This window comes from Collinsella sp. i06-0019-1H4, from assembly GCF_042849575.1.
Taxonomy (GTDB): Bacteria; Actinomycetota; Coriobacteriia; order Coriobacteriales; family Coriobacteriaceae; genus Collinsella.
Genome location: NZ_BAABYB010000001.1, coordinates 624353 through 641090, shown reverse-complemented (window position 1 = coordinate 641090; position 16738 = coordinate 624353). Strand labels below are relative to the sequence as shown.

16 protein-coding genes are annotated in these 16738 nt (G+C 57.9%); 6 read left to right on the top strand and 10 right to left on the bottom strand.

Features of this window, described 5'->3' with window-relative positions; translation table 11 throughout:
• The first annotated feature begins 94 nt into the window (after positions 1-94).
• A complete protein-coding gene (locus ACGHEN_RS02705; RefSeq protein ID WP_390397186.1) occupies positions 95-1624 on the top strand; it encodes a diguanylate cyclase domain-containing protein in 1530 nt (509 codons plus the stop codon).
• A 283-nt stretch (positions 1625-1907) separates the two neighbouring features.
• On the opposite strand, the gene ACGHEN_RS02700 is transcribed toward ACGHEN_RS02705, so the two are convergent.
• Positions 1908-2228 carry a DUF3784 domain-containing protein gene (locus ACGHEN_RS02700; protein WP_117635527.1) on the bottom strand — a complete coding sequence of 107 codons (321 nt, stop codon included), beginning with the start codon at positions 2226-2228 and terminating at the stop codon, positions 1908-1910.
• 334 nt (positions 2229-2562) lie between these two features.
• Between ACGHEN_RS02700 and ACGHEN_RS02695 the strand changes: the two genes are divergently transcribed.
• From ACGHEN_RS02695 to ACGHEN_RS02680, 4 genes are all read left to right on the top strand, one after another.
• Entirely contained in the window at positions 2563-3186 is a 624-nt protein-coding gene (locus ACGHEN_RS02695; protein ID WP_390397184.1) for a flavodoxin family protein, read from the top strand.
• Positions 3187-3203: 17 nt separating this feature from the next.
• The gene (locus tag ACGHEN_RS02690) at positions 3204-3545 is read left to right on the top strand and encodes an arsenate reductase family protein (protein ID WP_022093957.1); all 342 of its coding nucleotides are present in this window, start codon (positions 3204-3206) and stop codon (positions 3543-3545) included.
• Between the two features lie 86 nt (positions 3546-3631).
• On the top strand, positions 3632-4762 hold the full coding sequence (locus ACGHEN_RS02685; protein WP_390397183.1) for a GTP-binding protein: 1131 nt from the start codon (positions 3632-3634) through the stop codon (positions 4760-4762).
• Positions 4763-4863: 101 nt separating this feature from the next.
• Positions 4864-5463 (top strand): tRNA (cytidine(34)-2'-O)-methyltransferase, encoded by a 600-nt coding sequence (locus ACGHEN_RS02680; protein ID WP_390397181.1) that lies wholly within the window; start codon positions 4864-4866, stop codon positions 5461-5463.
• A gap of 143 nt (positions 5464-5606) precedes the next feature.
• On the opposite strand, the gene ACGHEN_RS02675 is transcribed toward ACGHEN_RS02680, so the two are convergent.
• The 4 genes from ACGHEN_RS02675 to ACGHEN_RS02660 form a co-directional block, all read right to left on the bottom strand.
• The gene (locus ACGHEN_RS02675) at positions 5607-6254 is read right to left on the bottom strand and encodes a DUF4230 domain-containing protein (RefSeq protein ID WP_390397179.1); all 648 of its coding nucleotides are present in this window, start codon (positions 6252-6254) and stop codon (positions 5607-5609) included.
• A gap of 248 nt (positions 6255-6502) precedes the next feature.
• Positions 6503-7387 (bottom strand): DUF6591 domain-containing protein, encoded by an 885-nt coding sequence (locus ACGHEN_RS02670; protein ID WP_390397177.1) that lies wholly within the window; start codon positions 7385-7387, stop codon positions 6503-6505.
• 155 nt (positions 7388-7542) lie between these two features.
• Positions 7543-8178: a recombinase family protein gene (locus ACGHEN_RS02665; protein ID WP_390397175.1), complete on the bottom strand. Its 636-nt coding sequence runs from the start codon at positions 8176-8178 to the stop codon at positions 7543-7545.
• Between the two features lie 375 nt (positions 8179-8553).
• Positions 8554-8781 carry a hypothetical protein gene (locus ACGHEN_RS02660; RefSeq protein WP_390397174.1) on the bottom strand — a complete coding sequence of 76 codons (228 nt, stop codon included), beginning with the start codon at positions 8779-8781 and terminating at the stop codon, positions 8554-8556.
• 24 nt (positions 8782-8805) lie between these two features.
• Between ACGHEN_RS02660 and ACGHEN_RS02655 the strand changes: the two genes are divergently transcribed.
• Positions 8806-9516, top strand: coding sequence for an ATP-binding protein (locus tag ACGHEN_RS02655; protein ID WP_390397172.1), 711 nt, complete (start codon positions 8806-8808; stop codon positions 9514-9516).
• A 40-nt stretch (positions 9517-9556) separates the two neighbouring features.
• On the opposite strand, the gene ACGHEN_RS02650 is transcribed toward ACGHEN_RS02655, so the two are convergent.
• From ACGHEN_RS02650 to ACGHEN_RS02630, 5 genes are all read right to left on the bottom strand, one after another.
• Positions 9557-12049 (bottom strand): excinuclease ABC subunit UvrA, encoded by a 2493-nt coding sequence (locus ACGHEN_RS02650; RefSeq protein WP_390397170.1) that lies wholly within the window; start codon positions 12047-12049, stop codon positions 9557-9559.
• 52 nt (positions 12050-12101) lie between these two features.
• The gene (locus ACGHEN_RS02645) at positions 12102-12656 is read right to left on the bottom strand and encodes a GNAT family N-acetyltransferase (protein ID WP_390397168.1); all 555 of its coding nucleotides are present in this window, start codon (positions 12654-12656) and stop codon (positions 12102-12104) included.
• A gap of 53 nt (positions 12657-12709) precedes the next feature.
• Positions 12710-13828: an AAA family ATPase gene (locus ACGHEN_RS02640; RefSeq protein ID WP_390397166.1), complete on the bottom strand. Its 1119-nt coding sequence runs from the start codon at positions 13826-13828 to the stop codon at positions 12710-12712.
• Positions 13829-13921: 93 nt separating this feature from the next.
• Positions 13922-15925: a GTP-binding protein gene (locus ACGHEN_RS02635; protein WP_390397164.1), complete on the bottom strand. Its 2004-nt coding sequence runs from the start codon at positions 15923-15925 to the stop codon at positions 13922-13924.
• Between the two features lie 306 nt (positions 15926-16231).
• Positions 16232-16720: an N-acetyltransferase gene (locus tag ACGHEN_RS02630; protein WP_390397162.1), complete on the bottom strand. Its 489-nt coding sequence runs from the start codon at positions 16718-16720 to the stop codon at positions 16232-16234.
• Positions 16721-16738: the final 18 nt, after the last annotated feature.

The following is a 16738-nucleotide window of genomic DNA, read 5'->3' as shown; positions in this document are numbered from 1 at the left end:
GGGCATTTGTCTCCATTAGCTAACTTATATCCCCAGTTCAAACCGAATTGGGGATATGATACAAACCGTTGTTCCCCCAAGGAGGTTATCCATCATGAACGAGTCGTACCGCCTGGGCGAGCAATCGATTATTGCCTATCTTCAGCGACTTGCGAATGGCATCTCGACCGCCGAACTCGATGTTGCCGCGCTGCCTGCTGAGCTACGCGCCGTTGGTGAGCAACTGCAAAAGACGCATGCTATCCTGCAACAAGAGCGCCAGCTGCTTGAGCGCAACGCCTATATCGACCCGCTCACCAACTTGGGCAACCGCAGCGGACTCGACCGTCACGTCGAGCAGCTCTGGCGCAAAGGCGATCCCTTCACCTGCGCCTATATTGACATCGACCATCTCAAGCATTGCAATGATAGGTTTGGCCACGCCGAAGGCAATCGCTATATTCTGAGCATCTGCCGCACGCTCTCCGAAACCATGGAGCACGATGAGATGCTGTTCCGTATCGGTGGAGACGAGTTTGTGCTTATCTCGCTCTCCGCAAACGAGACTGAACTCGAGCAGCGCTTGGAGCAGGTGCGTGCCGGGCTGATCGAGGCGAGCTCAGGTGGCAAGGCGCCCATGATCGCCAGCTTTAGCTTTGGCTGCTCGCGCGTCGATCCACTTGCCGGCGACACGCATCGCCAGATGACGATGGATGCCGATCGCAAGATGTATCGCTATAAGCTTATGCATCGTGTACAGCAACCGAAAGACAATGACGCACTACAACGCCCAATCGTCGATCAGCTTCCCTGCAACGACCGGGTGTTCCAAGCAATCTCCATGAGCTCCGAGACGCGCTATCCGTTCATCCTTAACCTCGATACGGGCGAATCGCAATGGTCGGTTAACGCCGTGCGCGATTTTGACCTGCCCTCCCAGCACCCTTTTAACTCGGTCGACATGTGGCTCGCCCGCGTTCATCCCGAGGACCGCGACAACGTACGCGCCGAGCTCGACATGGTGATAAACGGCACGTGGCACTTCCACTGCATGCAGTATCGCGTCATGAATACCGCCGGAAAATACGCGCTTTGCGACTGCACGGGTTACCGCCTGGACGGCACCGATACCGAGCCCAACATGTATGTGGGCATTGTCACCAACCGAAGCTTGGCAGATACGACCGATTCCGTGACCGGTCTGGGCGATATCCACGCCCTGGTCAACGCCATTGGCGAGATGCGTCGCGTGGCACGAAACGCGGGCTTGATCGCCATTAAAATCGACGAAATCGCACAGGTCAATGCCCGCTTTGGCTTTGATGCAGGCGACCGCGTTTTGGCAGAAAGCGCCGCCTGCCTCATGGATTGCTCGCGCGGCAAGGGTCGTCTGTTCCGCTCGACCGGACCGATGTTCGTGGCGCTCTTTGACGAGCTTGATCCCGAAGAGACCGACGCGGTTGCAGACGGAATCGAACGGTTCTTGGGATCGCCCGTGCTCCTTGGCTCATTTGAATATCAGCCGCCCCTTCGCGTGGCGACGCTTCATCTGGACGCCGTCGACCGACAGCCCGTTTCCATTTTGAACGAACTTAATGCGCTGATTAAAGAGGCGCCGCAGGTACCGGGCACCAAGCTGGACTAGCGTTATGGGGCGCATGATGGTTAATTCCGATCTCAGGCGAACACATCGGGCAAATAGGTCGTACCCGCAGTTAGCCGAACGTCCCCGCAGTCCCTCCCGGGGCCCGGGGGCACCGTTTCGATACTCTTGGTTTACTTTGCCTGATGCAAATAAGTGCTCAACAAGATAGAACCTATCCCCCGCCACGGATATGCCCTCGAGTAAATCTGTTAAGCAAAGCCTATCAAATTCTATTGACAATTGGCTGCATTGGTCCATTTTGTCGTCCAGCCATTTCCGCTGGCTATCGCCTCATAAACACAAACCTAACGAGCCGCACGAACGACAAAGAGGCCAAGCTGAACAGAAGTAGAACCAAAACTTCAAAAACGCTGGTATTCCAATCGCGTACCCAGCCCTCTACCGCCCACAAGAAAAACAGCAGCCCCATCCATAACGTCACAGAAGAAATCAGCTTTGCGTAAGGGCGTATATCAATCTCGCTCTCCCTTTTTGTGACATCATATCCAGCAATTGAGCAGAGCCATCTTCCTCTTCGGTATTGGATTGAAAGGACAATCAAGGCAATCGAAGTCATCAAGCAAACAGCATCCTCTGTTTCCATAGAGTTTCCTTTGCTTTCCATCCTAGTTACGCATTCACAATCGAATCAAACCAAGTATGAATTACTCGATAGCAACCGCCTTAGTATAAACCATAGCCGCCGCAGCAGCCCGCCTTCCAAGGCCTCAAAGCTCGCCATCGAGGGCGACCCGCCCAGACCCCTTACAATCTGCTCGCACGAGGCCCCGCACTCCAACATCCTCTGGACCGTATCCCGCTCGTACCTGGTGAGCGTGCCTGCCGTGGGCCCTCGGGGCCGGCATCGTGCCCCACGCCATCTGCCCGCTCGTGCGATAATCCTCTGCAGAAGTCACCGACAGCAGAGGGAGTTTGTGATGAAGGTTCTTTTGGTCAATGGCAGCCCCAAGGCAAACGGCAACACGGCCCGCGCACTCGCCGAGGTCGCCGAGCAGCTCAACGTCGAGGGCATCGATACCGAGATGTTTCAGCTGGGCGCCAAGCCTATTCGCGATTGCATCGGTTGCGGCCAGTGTGGCAAACTCGATTGCCGCTGCACCTTTGACGACGACGTGGTCAACAAGCTGATTGCCGCCGCCGAGCAGGCAGACGGCTTTGTCTTTGGCTCGCCCGTCTACTACGCGCACCCCAGCGGACGCATCCTCTCGGCTCTCGACCGCGCATTCTATGCCGGCAGCAAGGCCTTTGCGCACAAGCCGGGCGCCGCTGTCGCCGTTGCCCGTCGCGGCGGCACGTCGACCACGTTCGATGTGCTCAACAAGTACTTCACCATCAACCAGATGCCCGTGGTAGCATCCACCTACTGGAACAACGTCTTTGGTGCCATGCCGGGCGAGGCCGCCCAGGACGCCGAGGGCCTTGCCACCATGCGAAACATCGGCAAAAACATGGCCTGGCTCCTGCGTTGCATCGAGGCGGGAAAGGCCGCCGGCATCGAAGCGCCCCAGGCCGATCGCGCTAGGACCAACTTCATCAGGTAGAACGGCGGAACATAGATATGAATATTCAAATTTTCGGGACTAAGAAGTCCTTCGATACCAAGAAGGCCCAGCGCTATTTTAAGGAGCGCCGCATTAAGGTGCAGTTTATTGACCTTAAGGAAAAAGAGATGAGCAAGGGCGAGCTCACGAGCGTGATGCAGGCGGTCGGTGGCATCGACAAGCTGCTCAACCCCAAAGCCAAGGACGAGGAGACGCTCGCACTCATCCAGCACCTCACCCCCAGCCAGCGCTTTGATAAGCTGCTCGAGAACCAGCAGGTTCTGGCCGAGCCCATCGTGCGCAACGGCAAAAAGGCCACCGTCGGTTATTGTCCCGACGTGTGGGGAGCCTGGGAGTAGCCTGTGTTATTTGTCGGCGCGTGGGTATAAGAGCAGGCGTTTGGCATAAGATTCAACTGTAAGCCATGTCTAACAAAGGAGGGCACATGCCCAACAAACCCGTGAAGATCATCATGCTTACCGGATACCTCGGTGCCGGCAAGACCACGCTGCTCAACCACATCCTCGCCAACGACGGCGGCATCCGCGCCGCCGTGATCGTCAACGATATCGGCGAGATCAACGTCGACGCCAGCCTCATCGCCGACGGCGGCCTTTCCGAGACCGACGACCTTATCCCGCTCACCAACGGCTGCATCTGCTGCACGCTTTCGGACGATCTGGCCAACCAGCTGCAGGGCATCGCCGATTCGGGCAAGTTCGACTACATCATCATCGAGGCCTCGGGTATTTGCGAGCCCATCCCCATCGCCTACACCATCTCGAGCTTCTGCGACGAGGCCAAGGTGGGCGGCGAGCCCAAGCTCGCGCTCGACAACATCGTGGCCGTGGTCGACTGCGCCCGCATGTACGACGAGTTCAACGGCGGTCGCGACCTGCTAGCCGAGGATATCGACGAGGACGACATCGAGAGCCTGCTCATCCAGCAGATCGAGTTTTGCTCCACGCTGATTCTTAATAAGACTGACACCGTCACCCCCGAGCAGATTGCCGAGCTCAAAGCCATCGTGCGCAGCCTGCAGAAGGACGCCGTGATTGTCGAGGCTCAAAACGGCGAGGTCCCCATGGAGGAGCTGCTCGATACCGACCGCTTCGACTTTATGCGCGCCTACAACTCCGCCGCTTGGATCGAGGCCATGGAGCATCCCGAGGAGCACGATGACCCCGAGGTGCTCGAATACGACATCGAGACCTTTGTGTACTCGCGCCGCAAGCCGTTCGACCTGCAGAAGTTCACCGATTTTGTTGAGCAGGAGTGGCCCGACGAGGTCATCCGCGTCAAGGGTCCGCTGTGGCAGACCGGCAATCCGGACATGTGCTACATGTTTGAGCAGGCCGGCTACCAGATGCGCCTGATGGAGAACGGTCTGTTTGTCGATTCTGCGCCCGAGGGCGAGAAGCAGAAGATTATCGACGAGAACCCCGAGATCATGCAGATTTGGGACGACGAGACGGGCGACCGCATGACGAGCCTGTGCATCATCGGCCGTCATATGGACAAGGACGCGCTCATCGCCGCGCTCGATGCCTGCCTGACCGACTGGCACCGCGCCTAGGCTATCGAAGCGAGCATTTTCTGCCCACGTAACCGCCAAACCACCACGAAGGTGCCTGTGTCCCCTTCGTGGTGGTTTTTCATTCTGAGCCAAGGAGATTCATGTTCAATATCGTGCTGTATGCGCCCGAGATTCCGGCCAATACGGGCAATATCGGCCGTACCTGCGTGGTCACCGGTACCCGCCTGCATCTGGTGGAGCCGCTGGGCTTTTCGCTCGATGACAAGACGGTACGTCGCGCCGGCCTGGGCTACTGGCAAAACTTGGACGTGACCACCTATACCGGCTGGAAGGATTTCCTTGCGTGCAACGGCCTCTCCTCCGCCGACGAGCGCCTGCATCTGCTGACCAAAAAGGCGCGCCGAACCTATGCGCAAAGTACCTACCGCGACGGTGATTATTTGGTCTTTGGCAGCGAGAGCTCGGGCATTCCCGAGCCACTGCTTGCCGCGGCGCCCGAGCGCTGTGAGCGCATCCCGATGCTGCGCGATTGCGACTCACTCGATAACGCCGAGGCTTGGGAAGCCCACGAGGAATCGCTCGGACATACCGAAGACAGCCACGAGGCCATCCTTCGGCAGGATATCTGCGGCAACTTCGTCAACCCGGACGACTACCGCATCAGCGCACTCAACCTCTCCAACAGCGCCGCCATCGTCCTCTACGAGGCCCTGCGCCAAACAGGCTTTCCGGGAATGTGACAAAGGGACAGTCTCGTTGTCATATCGGACAATTGTCACATTGACACCCTTCAAACGAAATCAGCGATGCCCGCTATTGCAACGTAAGGCATCGCGATAGCGGGCATTCAGCTGAATCAGTAATTTGATTTCAAAGGTAGATATTAATCTTCGAATTCGACATTGACCCTTACGTCTGAACCACAGAACGTCGACACCTGCTTTTTCACCAGTTTTACTGCACGTTCATCAGATTTTTCCAGCATGCCACTTTCTTGAACCTTTTGCCTCTGGTCCTTATCAGCCTGCTGAAGCAATTTATTTAAATCGTCCGTACTGACCTGATTCCAATTAAGAAAACCATTGTCCTCAACGTACTTTTTAAGCGAGTTCGGATCCGTTGACAACGTCACGATCTCGGAATGCGGAAGCGTAACATTAACAGATTTTATTACCGACTCGTTGTTTTTCGAACGATGGACTTTGACCTTCAGGTTCTCATCGTCTACGTTCAGGCCGATATCCGCCTTGCCATCGATTGTCGCTACATATCGCTTAGTAGTAAATGGGTTGTTAAAACCAAACGGATTCCCTGCATCGTCAATATATAGAACCTGAGTAAAATCGTATTCGTAGGTAAGCAACTTCGTTACCGGCTTAATTTCTTCCCGAATCGAATCATCGCTTATAACGGTCTGATCGCGCATCAACCACAGGTACACGCAGCCGCCGCAAGCTGCAATCAAGCCTAACGCCAATAGGGCGACAATTATCTTCTGGCCAATTGTTTTAAACGGATTGGAAACGCTCATTTAGCCCTTGTCCTCCAGTTGTCCTCAGGGTAATTACGGACTCAATTCATTTATATTGGGTTTTGATGTCAACCAATTCAGAAAGGAAGGACTTAAATCCAACATAATATAAATACACATTCATACGTTAATTTAATACCTATTCTGCTGCACGTAACTTTAGAAAGATTGGGGCACAGACCATAGGCCGGCACCCCAATCCATACATAGGCATCATAACGCGTTGATCATTCGATCATATGCCCATGTTAATCAACTGAAACGCTGACGTCCATCCGCTGATCTCGGTCGCTATATCCGATCATCAGTTCCCGTCCCTTTTTATCCTTTGCGCAAAAACTGCTGTCATACGAATATTCGATGTTCTTGTATCCCTTTTTCTTGCAAGCTTTGATGTATTTGCCGTACCCATCATGATCGATGCCAAATGCGAAAAACGAAAGGCAGTCTTTTTCGTCTAACGACGTATAAACAATAGGGCAGTCAGGCTTCGGCAAGGATTTTGCAAGGGCTTTTGTTGGCCAGTCATACGCCTTGACACCGCCCTTTGATGAAGTCGTATAGGTTTTCGACTTGAAACTATAGTACTCGAGATATATCTTTCCATCGCCGCCTAGATAGGCAATAGTCGCCACTGAAGGCTCCATCAGGTCATATTGATTCTGCTGGGCATTGGCGACATAGTCGCCATGGGTAATGCACGGAACGCTATCAACCGATTCTCGCTTCTCGACGATTCGCTGGCTATCCGCCGTCATTTTCAGCGTTGAATAATCGTGCGCAGCCTCATCTTCATCAAAAACGTCAGTAAACAGAAGTTTCTGTTCGTCAGTCAACTCCCCTTTCGGCTCAAACTGAATAGTGAACTGAGCAATATCGAAGCTCGATTTGTTGTCATATTCAAATGTCATCATCTCGACGCCATCAACAACGCCTTCTGAGACACTCCAGTTTAGTTGATCGATTTTTACTGAATCCTTCTTACCTGGCTTTGGCTTCTTTCCACTTTTCTTAGTCGCTGCAAATGCGCATGTCGGACTCCAGCCGCGACCCGTAATTCCGAGTGGTAGAGAAATGCCGATTAGTGCCGCCGCGCTAAAAGCCAGAACTGCCGTAAATAACTTTTTCTTCATTACATATCCCTTGGTAGTCGTTTAACCTCCCCCTCGTCAAATAGCAGACGAATTGGCGACGCGGTGGCATTATTTGATTCAAGGGCGTGAACTGGATAAACATCGAGGGAAGGAGTGGGCCCTGTGCAATAAACTCCCCTCGTCAAAATGTCTAGCTAAAGAGGACGGGCAAACGGCGAACGGTCATATCCGTTCGCGTCCGCCCGTCTCCAACGATCAAACGTCGATGCGCTAACGTTCAAAAGCATTGCGGCCTCTTGCCTCGTAACCTCACCTCCTTCGAATGATTTGATGACATCGCGGTAGCTATCCGGACGTTCGAGCGTCGGTCTCCCAAATCTCACACCCCGCAGACGCGCCGACGCGATACCCTCCGCCTGGCGCTGCTTTATGTTTTCGCGCTCCACCTGAGCCACGTAGCTCAAAACCTGAAGCACTAGATCGGCAATAAAAGTCCCCGTAATTCCATTGGGTTGTTCGCGTGTATCAAGCAATGGCATATCGAGCACCACAATGGCAACGCGTTTGTCCGTCGTTAGGCGACGCCATTCATCGAGAACTTCACGGTAGTCGCGACCCAATCGATCGATACTCTTAATCACCAGAACGTCCCCTTCGCGCAGACGACGAAGAAGACGTCGGTACTGAGGACGCCTGAAGTCCTTTCCACTCGCTTTGTCAGCATAGATCAAATTCGTTTGGACCGGAAACCGCTCCAGCGCGTCCAGTTGGCGATCCAGGTTCTGATCTGCTGACGAAACTCGAGCATACCCATAGATTCTATTTTTCATGATTGCCCCTATCAGCCGCACGATGGCAGCTTCAGCTCATCTGAGAGCCCACTCACAATAGGGCGTGTAAATTTCGCGAATGGGTTGAACCCATTTTCGGGCTCCAACGTAAGCTATTCAAGCACCGCTTCGATAACGCACGACGCCAACCTTATGCTTTGAAATGAAATTAATCGTTTTTAATTGAGATTAACTAGAATAAAATGAAATTAACCCGAGACGCTAAAGGAGGGCATTGTGGAATAGCTCGAGAACCCGTTTACCCCTAGCTTTGGCGAGGTTCCTGCCCATCTCGCTGGCAGACAACAGATTATTCGGGATTTGGACCGTGCCTTCTTGAGCCAGCGCAGGCGCCCAGAATTGACCTCGATCTTCTCAGGCGCGCGTGGAACCGGCAAAACCGCCCTCATGTCGTCGCTCGCAACAAGGGCGGAATCCCACGGCTGGATAGCCGTAAAGACGACCGCGCTCCCGGGAATGCTTGAGGAAATCGAACTCGGGACGAAACGCGCCGCAGCCCATCTCATCGACTCGTCCAGCCGCTTCGAAGTCACCGGTCTCGGAATTGCACCGCTCGGCAGCATCGAGGTCAATCGCGTTCACGATGCCTCAACCTGGCGTTATCGCATGAGCGACATCATCGACCAGCTCAACGAGGCGGACACCGGTCTGCTCGTCACGGTTGACGAGGTAGACCCGACACTCGACGAAATGATTCAGCTCGCAGCGACGTATCAGCACTTTGTGACCGATGGGAAACGCGTCGCGCTGCTCATGGCGGGACTTCCCAACAACGTCTCGACGTTGCTGAACCACAAGACGGTCTCGTTCCTTCGCCGCGCCCAACAATATCATCTGGGTCGCATTGCCGACTATGACGTGCGCGAGGCCTTGATTCGCACAATCCAGGAAAACGATCGCCTGGCAGATGCTGAGGGAATCGATAGAGCCGTTCGCTCGATCTCCGGTTTTCCCTTCCTATTGCAACTCGTAGGCTATCGTGCCTGGGATCTCACAAGCGATTCGAAGGAAATCTCGTCACGCGACTTTGACCTGGGAATCAAAATCGCGCGCGACGAGATGGACGACCGAATCCTCGCGGCAACCTATCGGGAACTCACTGCAGAGGACAAGCGATTCCTCATCGCCATGCTCGATGACGAGGAAGAGTCCACCACCGCTGATCTTGTCGAGCGCCTCAAGCGTTCGCCACAGCAGGTCTCCCGCTACCGACGCCGCATGATAGACGCCGGCATCATCGGAGAACGCGGACGCGGAATCGTCGCTTTTGAATTGCCGTTTTTCCGTGACTATCTCGCCGCTCAGTGCGTGAAATAGGCATCAATGCGACAAAGGGACAATCCCTTTGTCGCATCGTCTATAGATAGCGGCCCGTAACGCTCTTGGAGCAGGCTGCGATATCGCCCGGCGTGCCGGCGCAGACGATTTGCCCGCCGGCATCGCCGCCGCCCGGGCCCATATCGATCACGTAGTCGGCGTTACGGATAAGGTCGAGGTCATGCTCAATCACGATAACCGTGGCGCCCTTGGCAACAAGGCCATCAAACACACTCAGCAGTACCTGAACATCGAGCGGATGCAGGCCGATGGTGGGCTCGTCGAACACGAATACGGCATCGTCCTGCACGCGGCCCATCTCGCTCGCAAGCTTAAGTCGCTGCGCCTCGCCGCCCGAGAGCGCCGGCGTGGGCTCGCCGAGCGTCAGGTAGCCCAGCCCCAGGTCGTGCAAGGTCTGCAGGCGCGCCTGGACTTTCTTGAGTCCCACCGTGGCGTCGAGGGCCTCGTCCACACTCATGTCCATGAGCTGCGGCAACGTGAGCGAGCTGCCGTCCTTGCCCTCGCGATGGATATGCAAGGCGGCATCCGCATAACGCGAGCCGCGACATGCAGGACAGACGATCTCGACATCGGGCAAAAACTGCACGTCAAGCGATATCGAGCCCGTACCATCGCACGTGGGGCAACGCAAGGCACCGGTGTTGTAGCTAAAGGCACCCGCCTTATACCCTGCCGCCTTGGCCTCGGGCGTACGGGCGAAGGCGCGGCGCAGCTCATCGTGGATGTCGGCATAGGTCGCCACCGTCGAGCGTACGTTGGCGCCAATGGGCGTGGCGTCAATCAGGTTGGCACGCGCGATACCCTCGGCATCGACCCAACGCACGTGCCTGGGCAGGCGCTCGCCGGCTGCCTGCGCTTTGAGTGCCGGGATGAGCGTCTCGAGCACCAATGTCGTCTTACCCGAGCCTGAAACGCCCGTTACCGCGACAAGGCGGCCACGCGGGATATCGACTTCGAGCGGCTTGACGGTATGGATGGCATCGGTCGCCATGCGGATATGGCCTAGGTCGAACATTTCGTCGTCAGCCACCTGCGGGCGCAAGCGCTTGGGGTCCGAGCGCAAGAACGGCGCGATGCGGCTACCCTGCGATTGTTCGACCTCGTCCACCGTACCAGCGGCGATTACATGACCGCCGCCTGCTCCGGCAACGGGGCCCATCTCGACCAGATAGTCGGCTTCTGCCAGCACGCGCGTGTCGTGGTCGACAACAACCACGGTGTTGCCGTCGTCCACCAGATCGCGCATCACGCCCACCAGGCCATCGACATTGGCAGGATGCAAGCCAATCGAAGGCTCGTCCAGCACATACAGCACGCCCGTCGATCGGTTGCGCACCACGCGGGCAAGCTGCACGCGCTGGCGCTCACCCGTCGACAGCGTGGCACCGGCGCGGTCGAGCGAAAGGTAATCGAGGCCCAGGTCGACCAGGCGGCGGGCCGTGCTCAAAAACGAATCGCAGATGTCCCCGGCCATGGGCCGCATCTCGATCGGCAAGGATGCAGGCACCCCGCGCACCCACTCAATCGCCTCGCCCAGCGTCATGCCCGCCGCCTGCGCCAGATTGATACCGCGCACCTGGGGCTGGCGCGCGGCGTCGGAAAGACGCGTGCCGCCGCAGTCACGGCACGGCCCCTCGCGCAAAAAGCGCGCCACGCGCTTAAGTCCCTTGTCGTCCTTAACCTTGGCGAGCGCATTCTCGACAGTATAGACGGCGTTGTAATAGGTAAAGTCGAGCGGCGTGGCGCCCTCGCCGTTTTTGGGAACGTAGAGGATGTGCTTCTTGACCGCCGGGCCATGGAACACGATATCGCGCTCGGCGGGCGTGAGCTGGCTAAACGGCACGTCAGTGCGCACGCCCATCTCGCCGGCCACCTGCTTCATCAGATCCCACATGAGCGTGCCCCAGGGAAGCACCGCACCCTCGTTGATGCTCTTTGATTCGTCGGGCACCAGGCTCGCTTCGTCCACCTCGCGCATAACGCCGGTACCGCCGCAGGTAGGACACGCGCCGCCGCTGTTAAAGGCAAGGTCCTCGGCACCCGGCGCGTAGAACCCGTGGCCGCATGCGGGGCACGTGAGCGACAGACCCGCGGCCACGTTAAGGCTCGGTTCCACACGCGTCCCGCAATGCGGGCACACGTGATGGGCGCAACGGCTAAAGAGCAGGCGCAGGCTGTTGTTGAGCTCGGTCATGGTGCCAAACGTGGAGCGCACACCTGGCACGCTGGGGCGCTGATGCAGCGCGAGTGCCGCCGGCACGTGCAGCACCTCGTCCACCTGAGCGTGTTCGGCCTGCGTCAGGCGACGGCGGGTATAGGTGCTGAGCGCCTCCAGATAACGGCGCGAGCCCTCGGCATACAGAACCCCCAGCGCCAGCGAGCTCTTGCCCGAACCCGACACGCCGGCAATACCCACGAGCCTTCCCAGCGGAATATCGATATCGATGTCCTTGAGGTTGTGAACACGCGCGCCGCGCACCTCAATAGCACTTGGTTGTTGCGACACCGTCATCGCTCCCCTTCCTGTTAGCCGAACGTAGCAAAGGGACTGTCCCTTTGTCACGTTACTCACACTGTGCCTGCCTGCGCCAGTCTTCGCGGGTCAAATACGTAAAGTACTCGGTACGCACATCGTCCATGAGCTCGCAGGGCACGTCGCGTTCAACGTGATGAGGCACGAAGCCACATTTTTGCTGAACGCGTAGCGACTTGTTATTGCCCTCGTAGTATCCGCACCAAAGTGCCTTGCAGCCAAGTGTTTCGAACGCATAGCGCTGCACGGCTCGCACCGCTTCGGGAGCAAAGCCTCGACCCCAGAACGGCTTGGCGATCCAATACCCCACCTCGAACTCGAGTCCGCCTCTTTGGCTGTTCGACTCGCAGCGAGGCGGCATGAGCCCGATGCTGCCCACGGGCTCGTCTGCCTCAGCCAGGCAAATGGCAAAGGTATGGGGCGCCGCAAAGACCGTCCGAATGATCTCCCTGCTCTCCTCAATGCTTCGATGGGGCGGCCAACCCGCAGCCGGCCCCACGTCCGGATCGCTCGCATATGCAAACAGGCTCGCCGCATCCGTCTCGCGCCACGGACGAAGCGTCAAACGCTCGGTATGAATCACCATGTTTTGACCTCTCTCAGACATCGATGTGACAAAGGGACAGTCCCTTTGTCACATTACTCGTGCCATAAAACACGATCGTGAATGTATTTGCCCAGCATAGGCACGCTAAACCGGACGAGGCCGTATCCGGCAGCCTCGATGACGCGCTCGCGAATCAGGCTTGCGCGATATTTACTCGCCCAGCTCTGGGTACGGTCGCAGCGCTCAATGATATCCGCCATGCGCGTCGGCTTGTCCTCGTCAACCGCCATAGCCTCGATAAAAAGGCGCTGTGGACTGCGCAGCCCGTAATACAGAGGCGCGTCAACCGCTTCGTAGAACTCAGAGACGGCATCCGCATGGCCATCCTCGACATCGCGCCTTTCGATGACTTGCGAGCCACGCCGGACAGCAGACCGCCACATGTAATATCCCACCAGCTGAACCATATAGGGATGCCCCATGCTCTTGTGCGCTGCAAGGTCCGCCGTCTCCGCATCAACGCAAAGACCGGCACACTCGACCGTCTGGATATACGAATCGCGCACCTTGGGCAAAGAAATCGCCCCCAACGTACGCTGCTGGGCACGTCGCAAAAACGTCACGCTCGGCTCTTCGAGCAGATCGTCAACCATGCTGGGCAAGCCGGCAAAGACCAGCGCAAGACCGCGCTGGTCGCTATCGGGCAAGCCCGTGGCATCCTGGTCTCCGAGCACCTGCTGATAGAGAACGGCAAGAGCCGCCAGTTCCTCGATAGACGCAGATTGAGCCTCGTCAATCGCAAACAGAATACCCTTGCTTGGGCCGAGTTTCTTGAGGCGTTCGTTGACCAGCCCTCGCAACGTCTCGCCTTTTGCCCGCGCCGCCTCAACCGACATCCGTCCAAACGATGGGCCAAACTCCATTGACGTCACAACGAGCTTATTCGAGCGGAGTGCGTCGGCCAAGCGGTCGCATAAACCAAGCGAAGCGGAATCGGAGACAACCGCCCATCCGTGCTCGCTGGCCAGACGTTGCAGCTCCCTCAGGAGAACCGTCTTGCCGCAGCCGCGGTTTCCCGTAATGAGCATGAGCCTGCCCGGCGCTCCCGCGCCGTTATCGAGCCCTTCCTCAAAATCTTCGATGACCGACTCGCGACCGATGAGTATCGGAGGTCGCTTACCAGCCGTGGGCTTAAAGGGATTTGGATTCATGTCGGCCTCCTCGGATTGGCAAACGCCGCCTATAGTTATACCAACTTATACCGAGTTATACCAACAGCAGGTGACAAAGAGGCCGCCCTTCTATCACCTATGGCCGAAAAACTCGGCGTCTGCTGCTCGCCAGGGGCGGAAGGTGGTGGGATCGATCTTTACGTGCGCCGCGGCGGGTACGTCGTACCATTTGACCGTGTAACCGGCGCCGTGAGAGCAAAAGACCGAATCGGGCGTGTTGGGCAGATCGGCCTCGGGCTCGTAGGCGGCCGTCTCGATGACGCGCTCGGCATCATGGCAAGCCGCATAACCGGCGAACTCCAGGTACAGATGACCGCGCCCGCTCGTGTAGGCAGCCACCTCCAGCGCGTAATCCTGCACCTCGGATGCCGGCACGCGACCCACAAGCTTCGCCCGGTCGCCCGCCATCGTCGGCGGCTCGTACTCGGCACCCATGCGCGTGGCGTCTGACAACGCCCGGCCCACGCACTCCCCTGGCACCTCGAGCTCAAAGTGGTACCACGGCTCCAACAGTACCGCCGCACCCGCCTCGCGCGCCTGCATCAAACCCTGGCGAATCGCGCGGTATGTTGCCTGACGAAAGTCACCGCCCTCGGTGTGTTTGGCATGCGCGCGGCCGCCCGTGAGCGTAATGCGCACATCGGTGATGGGCGAGCCGGTCAACACGCCCAGGTGATCGCGCTCCATGGCGTTGGTGAGCGCCAGGCGCTGCCAGTTCAGATCGAGCTCGTCAGTCGAGGTAGCGGTACCAAATTGCACGCCTGAGCCCGCCGGCAGCGGCTCAAGGCGCAGGTGCACCTCGGCGTAATGGCGCAGTGGCTCAAAGTGGCCCACACCCTCGACCGGCTGCGAGATCGTCTCCTTATAGAGAATGCCGCCGGACTCAAACTCAATCGTAAGGCCAAAGCGATCGGCCAACACCCGCTGCACGACCTCGAGCTGCACGGCTCCCATCAACTGCAAGTGAATCTGCTCAAGATGCGTATTCCAGCTTACGCCGAGCATGGGGTCTTCGTCCGCCAACTCGGTCAGCGCTTTAAACACCGCATGGACATCGTGTTCGCCCGGCAGCACCGTATAGGTGAGGACCGGCGCAATGACAGGTGCATCGCCCGCGGGCTCCGCGCCCAGGGCATCACCCGGGCGAACGTGTGCGAGGCCCGTCACGGCGCAGATGCCGCCAGCGGCAACTTCCTGGGCAAGCTCATACTTCTCGCCGTTATAGATGCGTACCTGATCGACCTTCTGCTCCCATGCCTCGGCACCGGAACGTCCGTCAATCATCTGTTTGGCATGCAGCGTGCCGCCGGTCACTTTAACCCAAGCCAAGCGCTCGCCACGATCCCCGCGGCTGACACGATAGACGCGCGCAGCAAACTCCGGGAGCCACGCCTGTTCACGCATCAGCGCGCATATGCCATCCAGCAGCTCGTCAACGCCTTGGTCCTTGAGCGCCGAGCCGGCAAAGCAGGGAAAGAGCTTGCGCTCGGCAACCATGCGCGACAGCGTTGCAACAGAAAGCTCGCCCGTCTCAAGAAACTCCTCGAGCGCCGCCTCGTCCAACGCAGCAGCGTCCTCCCGAACGGCACCACCCGCCAGCAGTTCGCTGGCATCCAGGCAGCCCTCGGAAAGACGTTGCCCAAGTTGTGCCAGCAAAACCTCGCGGCCGGGATGCTCCAAATCGATTTTGTTGATATAGATGAACGTCGGAATGTCATAGCGCGCAAGCAGGCGCCACAGGGTTTCGGTGTGCCCTTGTACGCCGTCGTTGGCGCCCACCACCAGAATCGCGTAGTCCAGGGCGCGCAATGTGCGCTCCGCCTCGGCAGAAAAATCGACATGCCCCGGCGCATCAACGAGCATGACGTGGGTATCGCCTTGGTCGAGCACGGCCTGCGACGAGAAAATCGTAATGCCGCGCTCGCGCTCGATCGCGTTAGTGTCCAGATGCGAATCGCCATCGTCCACGCGGCCGCGCTTGCGAATGCGACCCGCGTTGAACAACATGGCCTCGGCCAACGTTGTCTTGCCGGCATCGACATGCGCCAAGATTCCAACGACAGCTTGCTTCGACATGGCTCTCCTCTTATTGCAAGCCCATCGCACGCGGCAACGGGCGCTCTCGTTCCACACTGGATGATACAATTTACGGGCCGGCGGGCGAAGCGGGCCCTATCCCCCGACCGAGCTCATCGCCCCGCGTTGCCGCGCAGCGATTTTCGTAGGTTCGCGCCTTGCGAAAGCCGGCACCTCCCCTTTTTGTCTGCCCGGGTTCATCTGGAACGGCAGCGACGCGAGCCCCACAACAACGCGTTTTGCCAAAAAATGGCCCCACCCGGGGCCATTTTCATTTAGATGGAGTGTTGGTATGCGCCTGGGCGCTTATGCCTCGCGCAGCCAGTCGAACGCAACACGCGGCGTGCCGTCCGACACATGGATAATGCCGGCACGCTCGAATCCCGCCTTGATGCTCGCACGCTGCATGGGCAGATTGTCCTGATGCGTGTCGATGCGCAGGTGATCGGCACGCTCTTTGGCAAAGGCGAACATCGCAGCCGCGATACCGTGCACGGTGCCGTCGGATGCCACACGGTGCAGCACGGCGTACGGAGTGTCGCTGCGCCACCGACCGTCCTCAATTACGTCATAGCACTCGTCCGGACCCGGTAAAAAGGCAAACGTCGCTACCACGTGACCGTCAACTTCGCACACATAGCTGCCACCAGCGGCGATATCGGCAGCCAGCTGCTCGGCCGAAGGCGTGCCCTCGGGCCACTGCGTGGCGTTGCCATGCGCGCGCATAAAAGCGCGGGCCGCGTCATAGATAGCCATGACGGCGGGAATGTCGGTATCGAGGGTTTTTCTGATCATCACGCGGCGACCTCACGT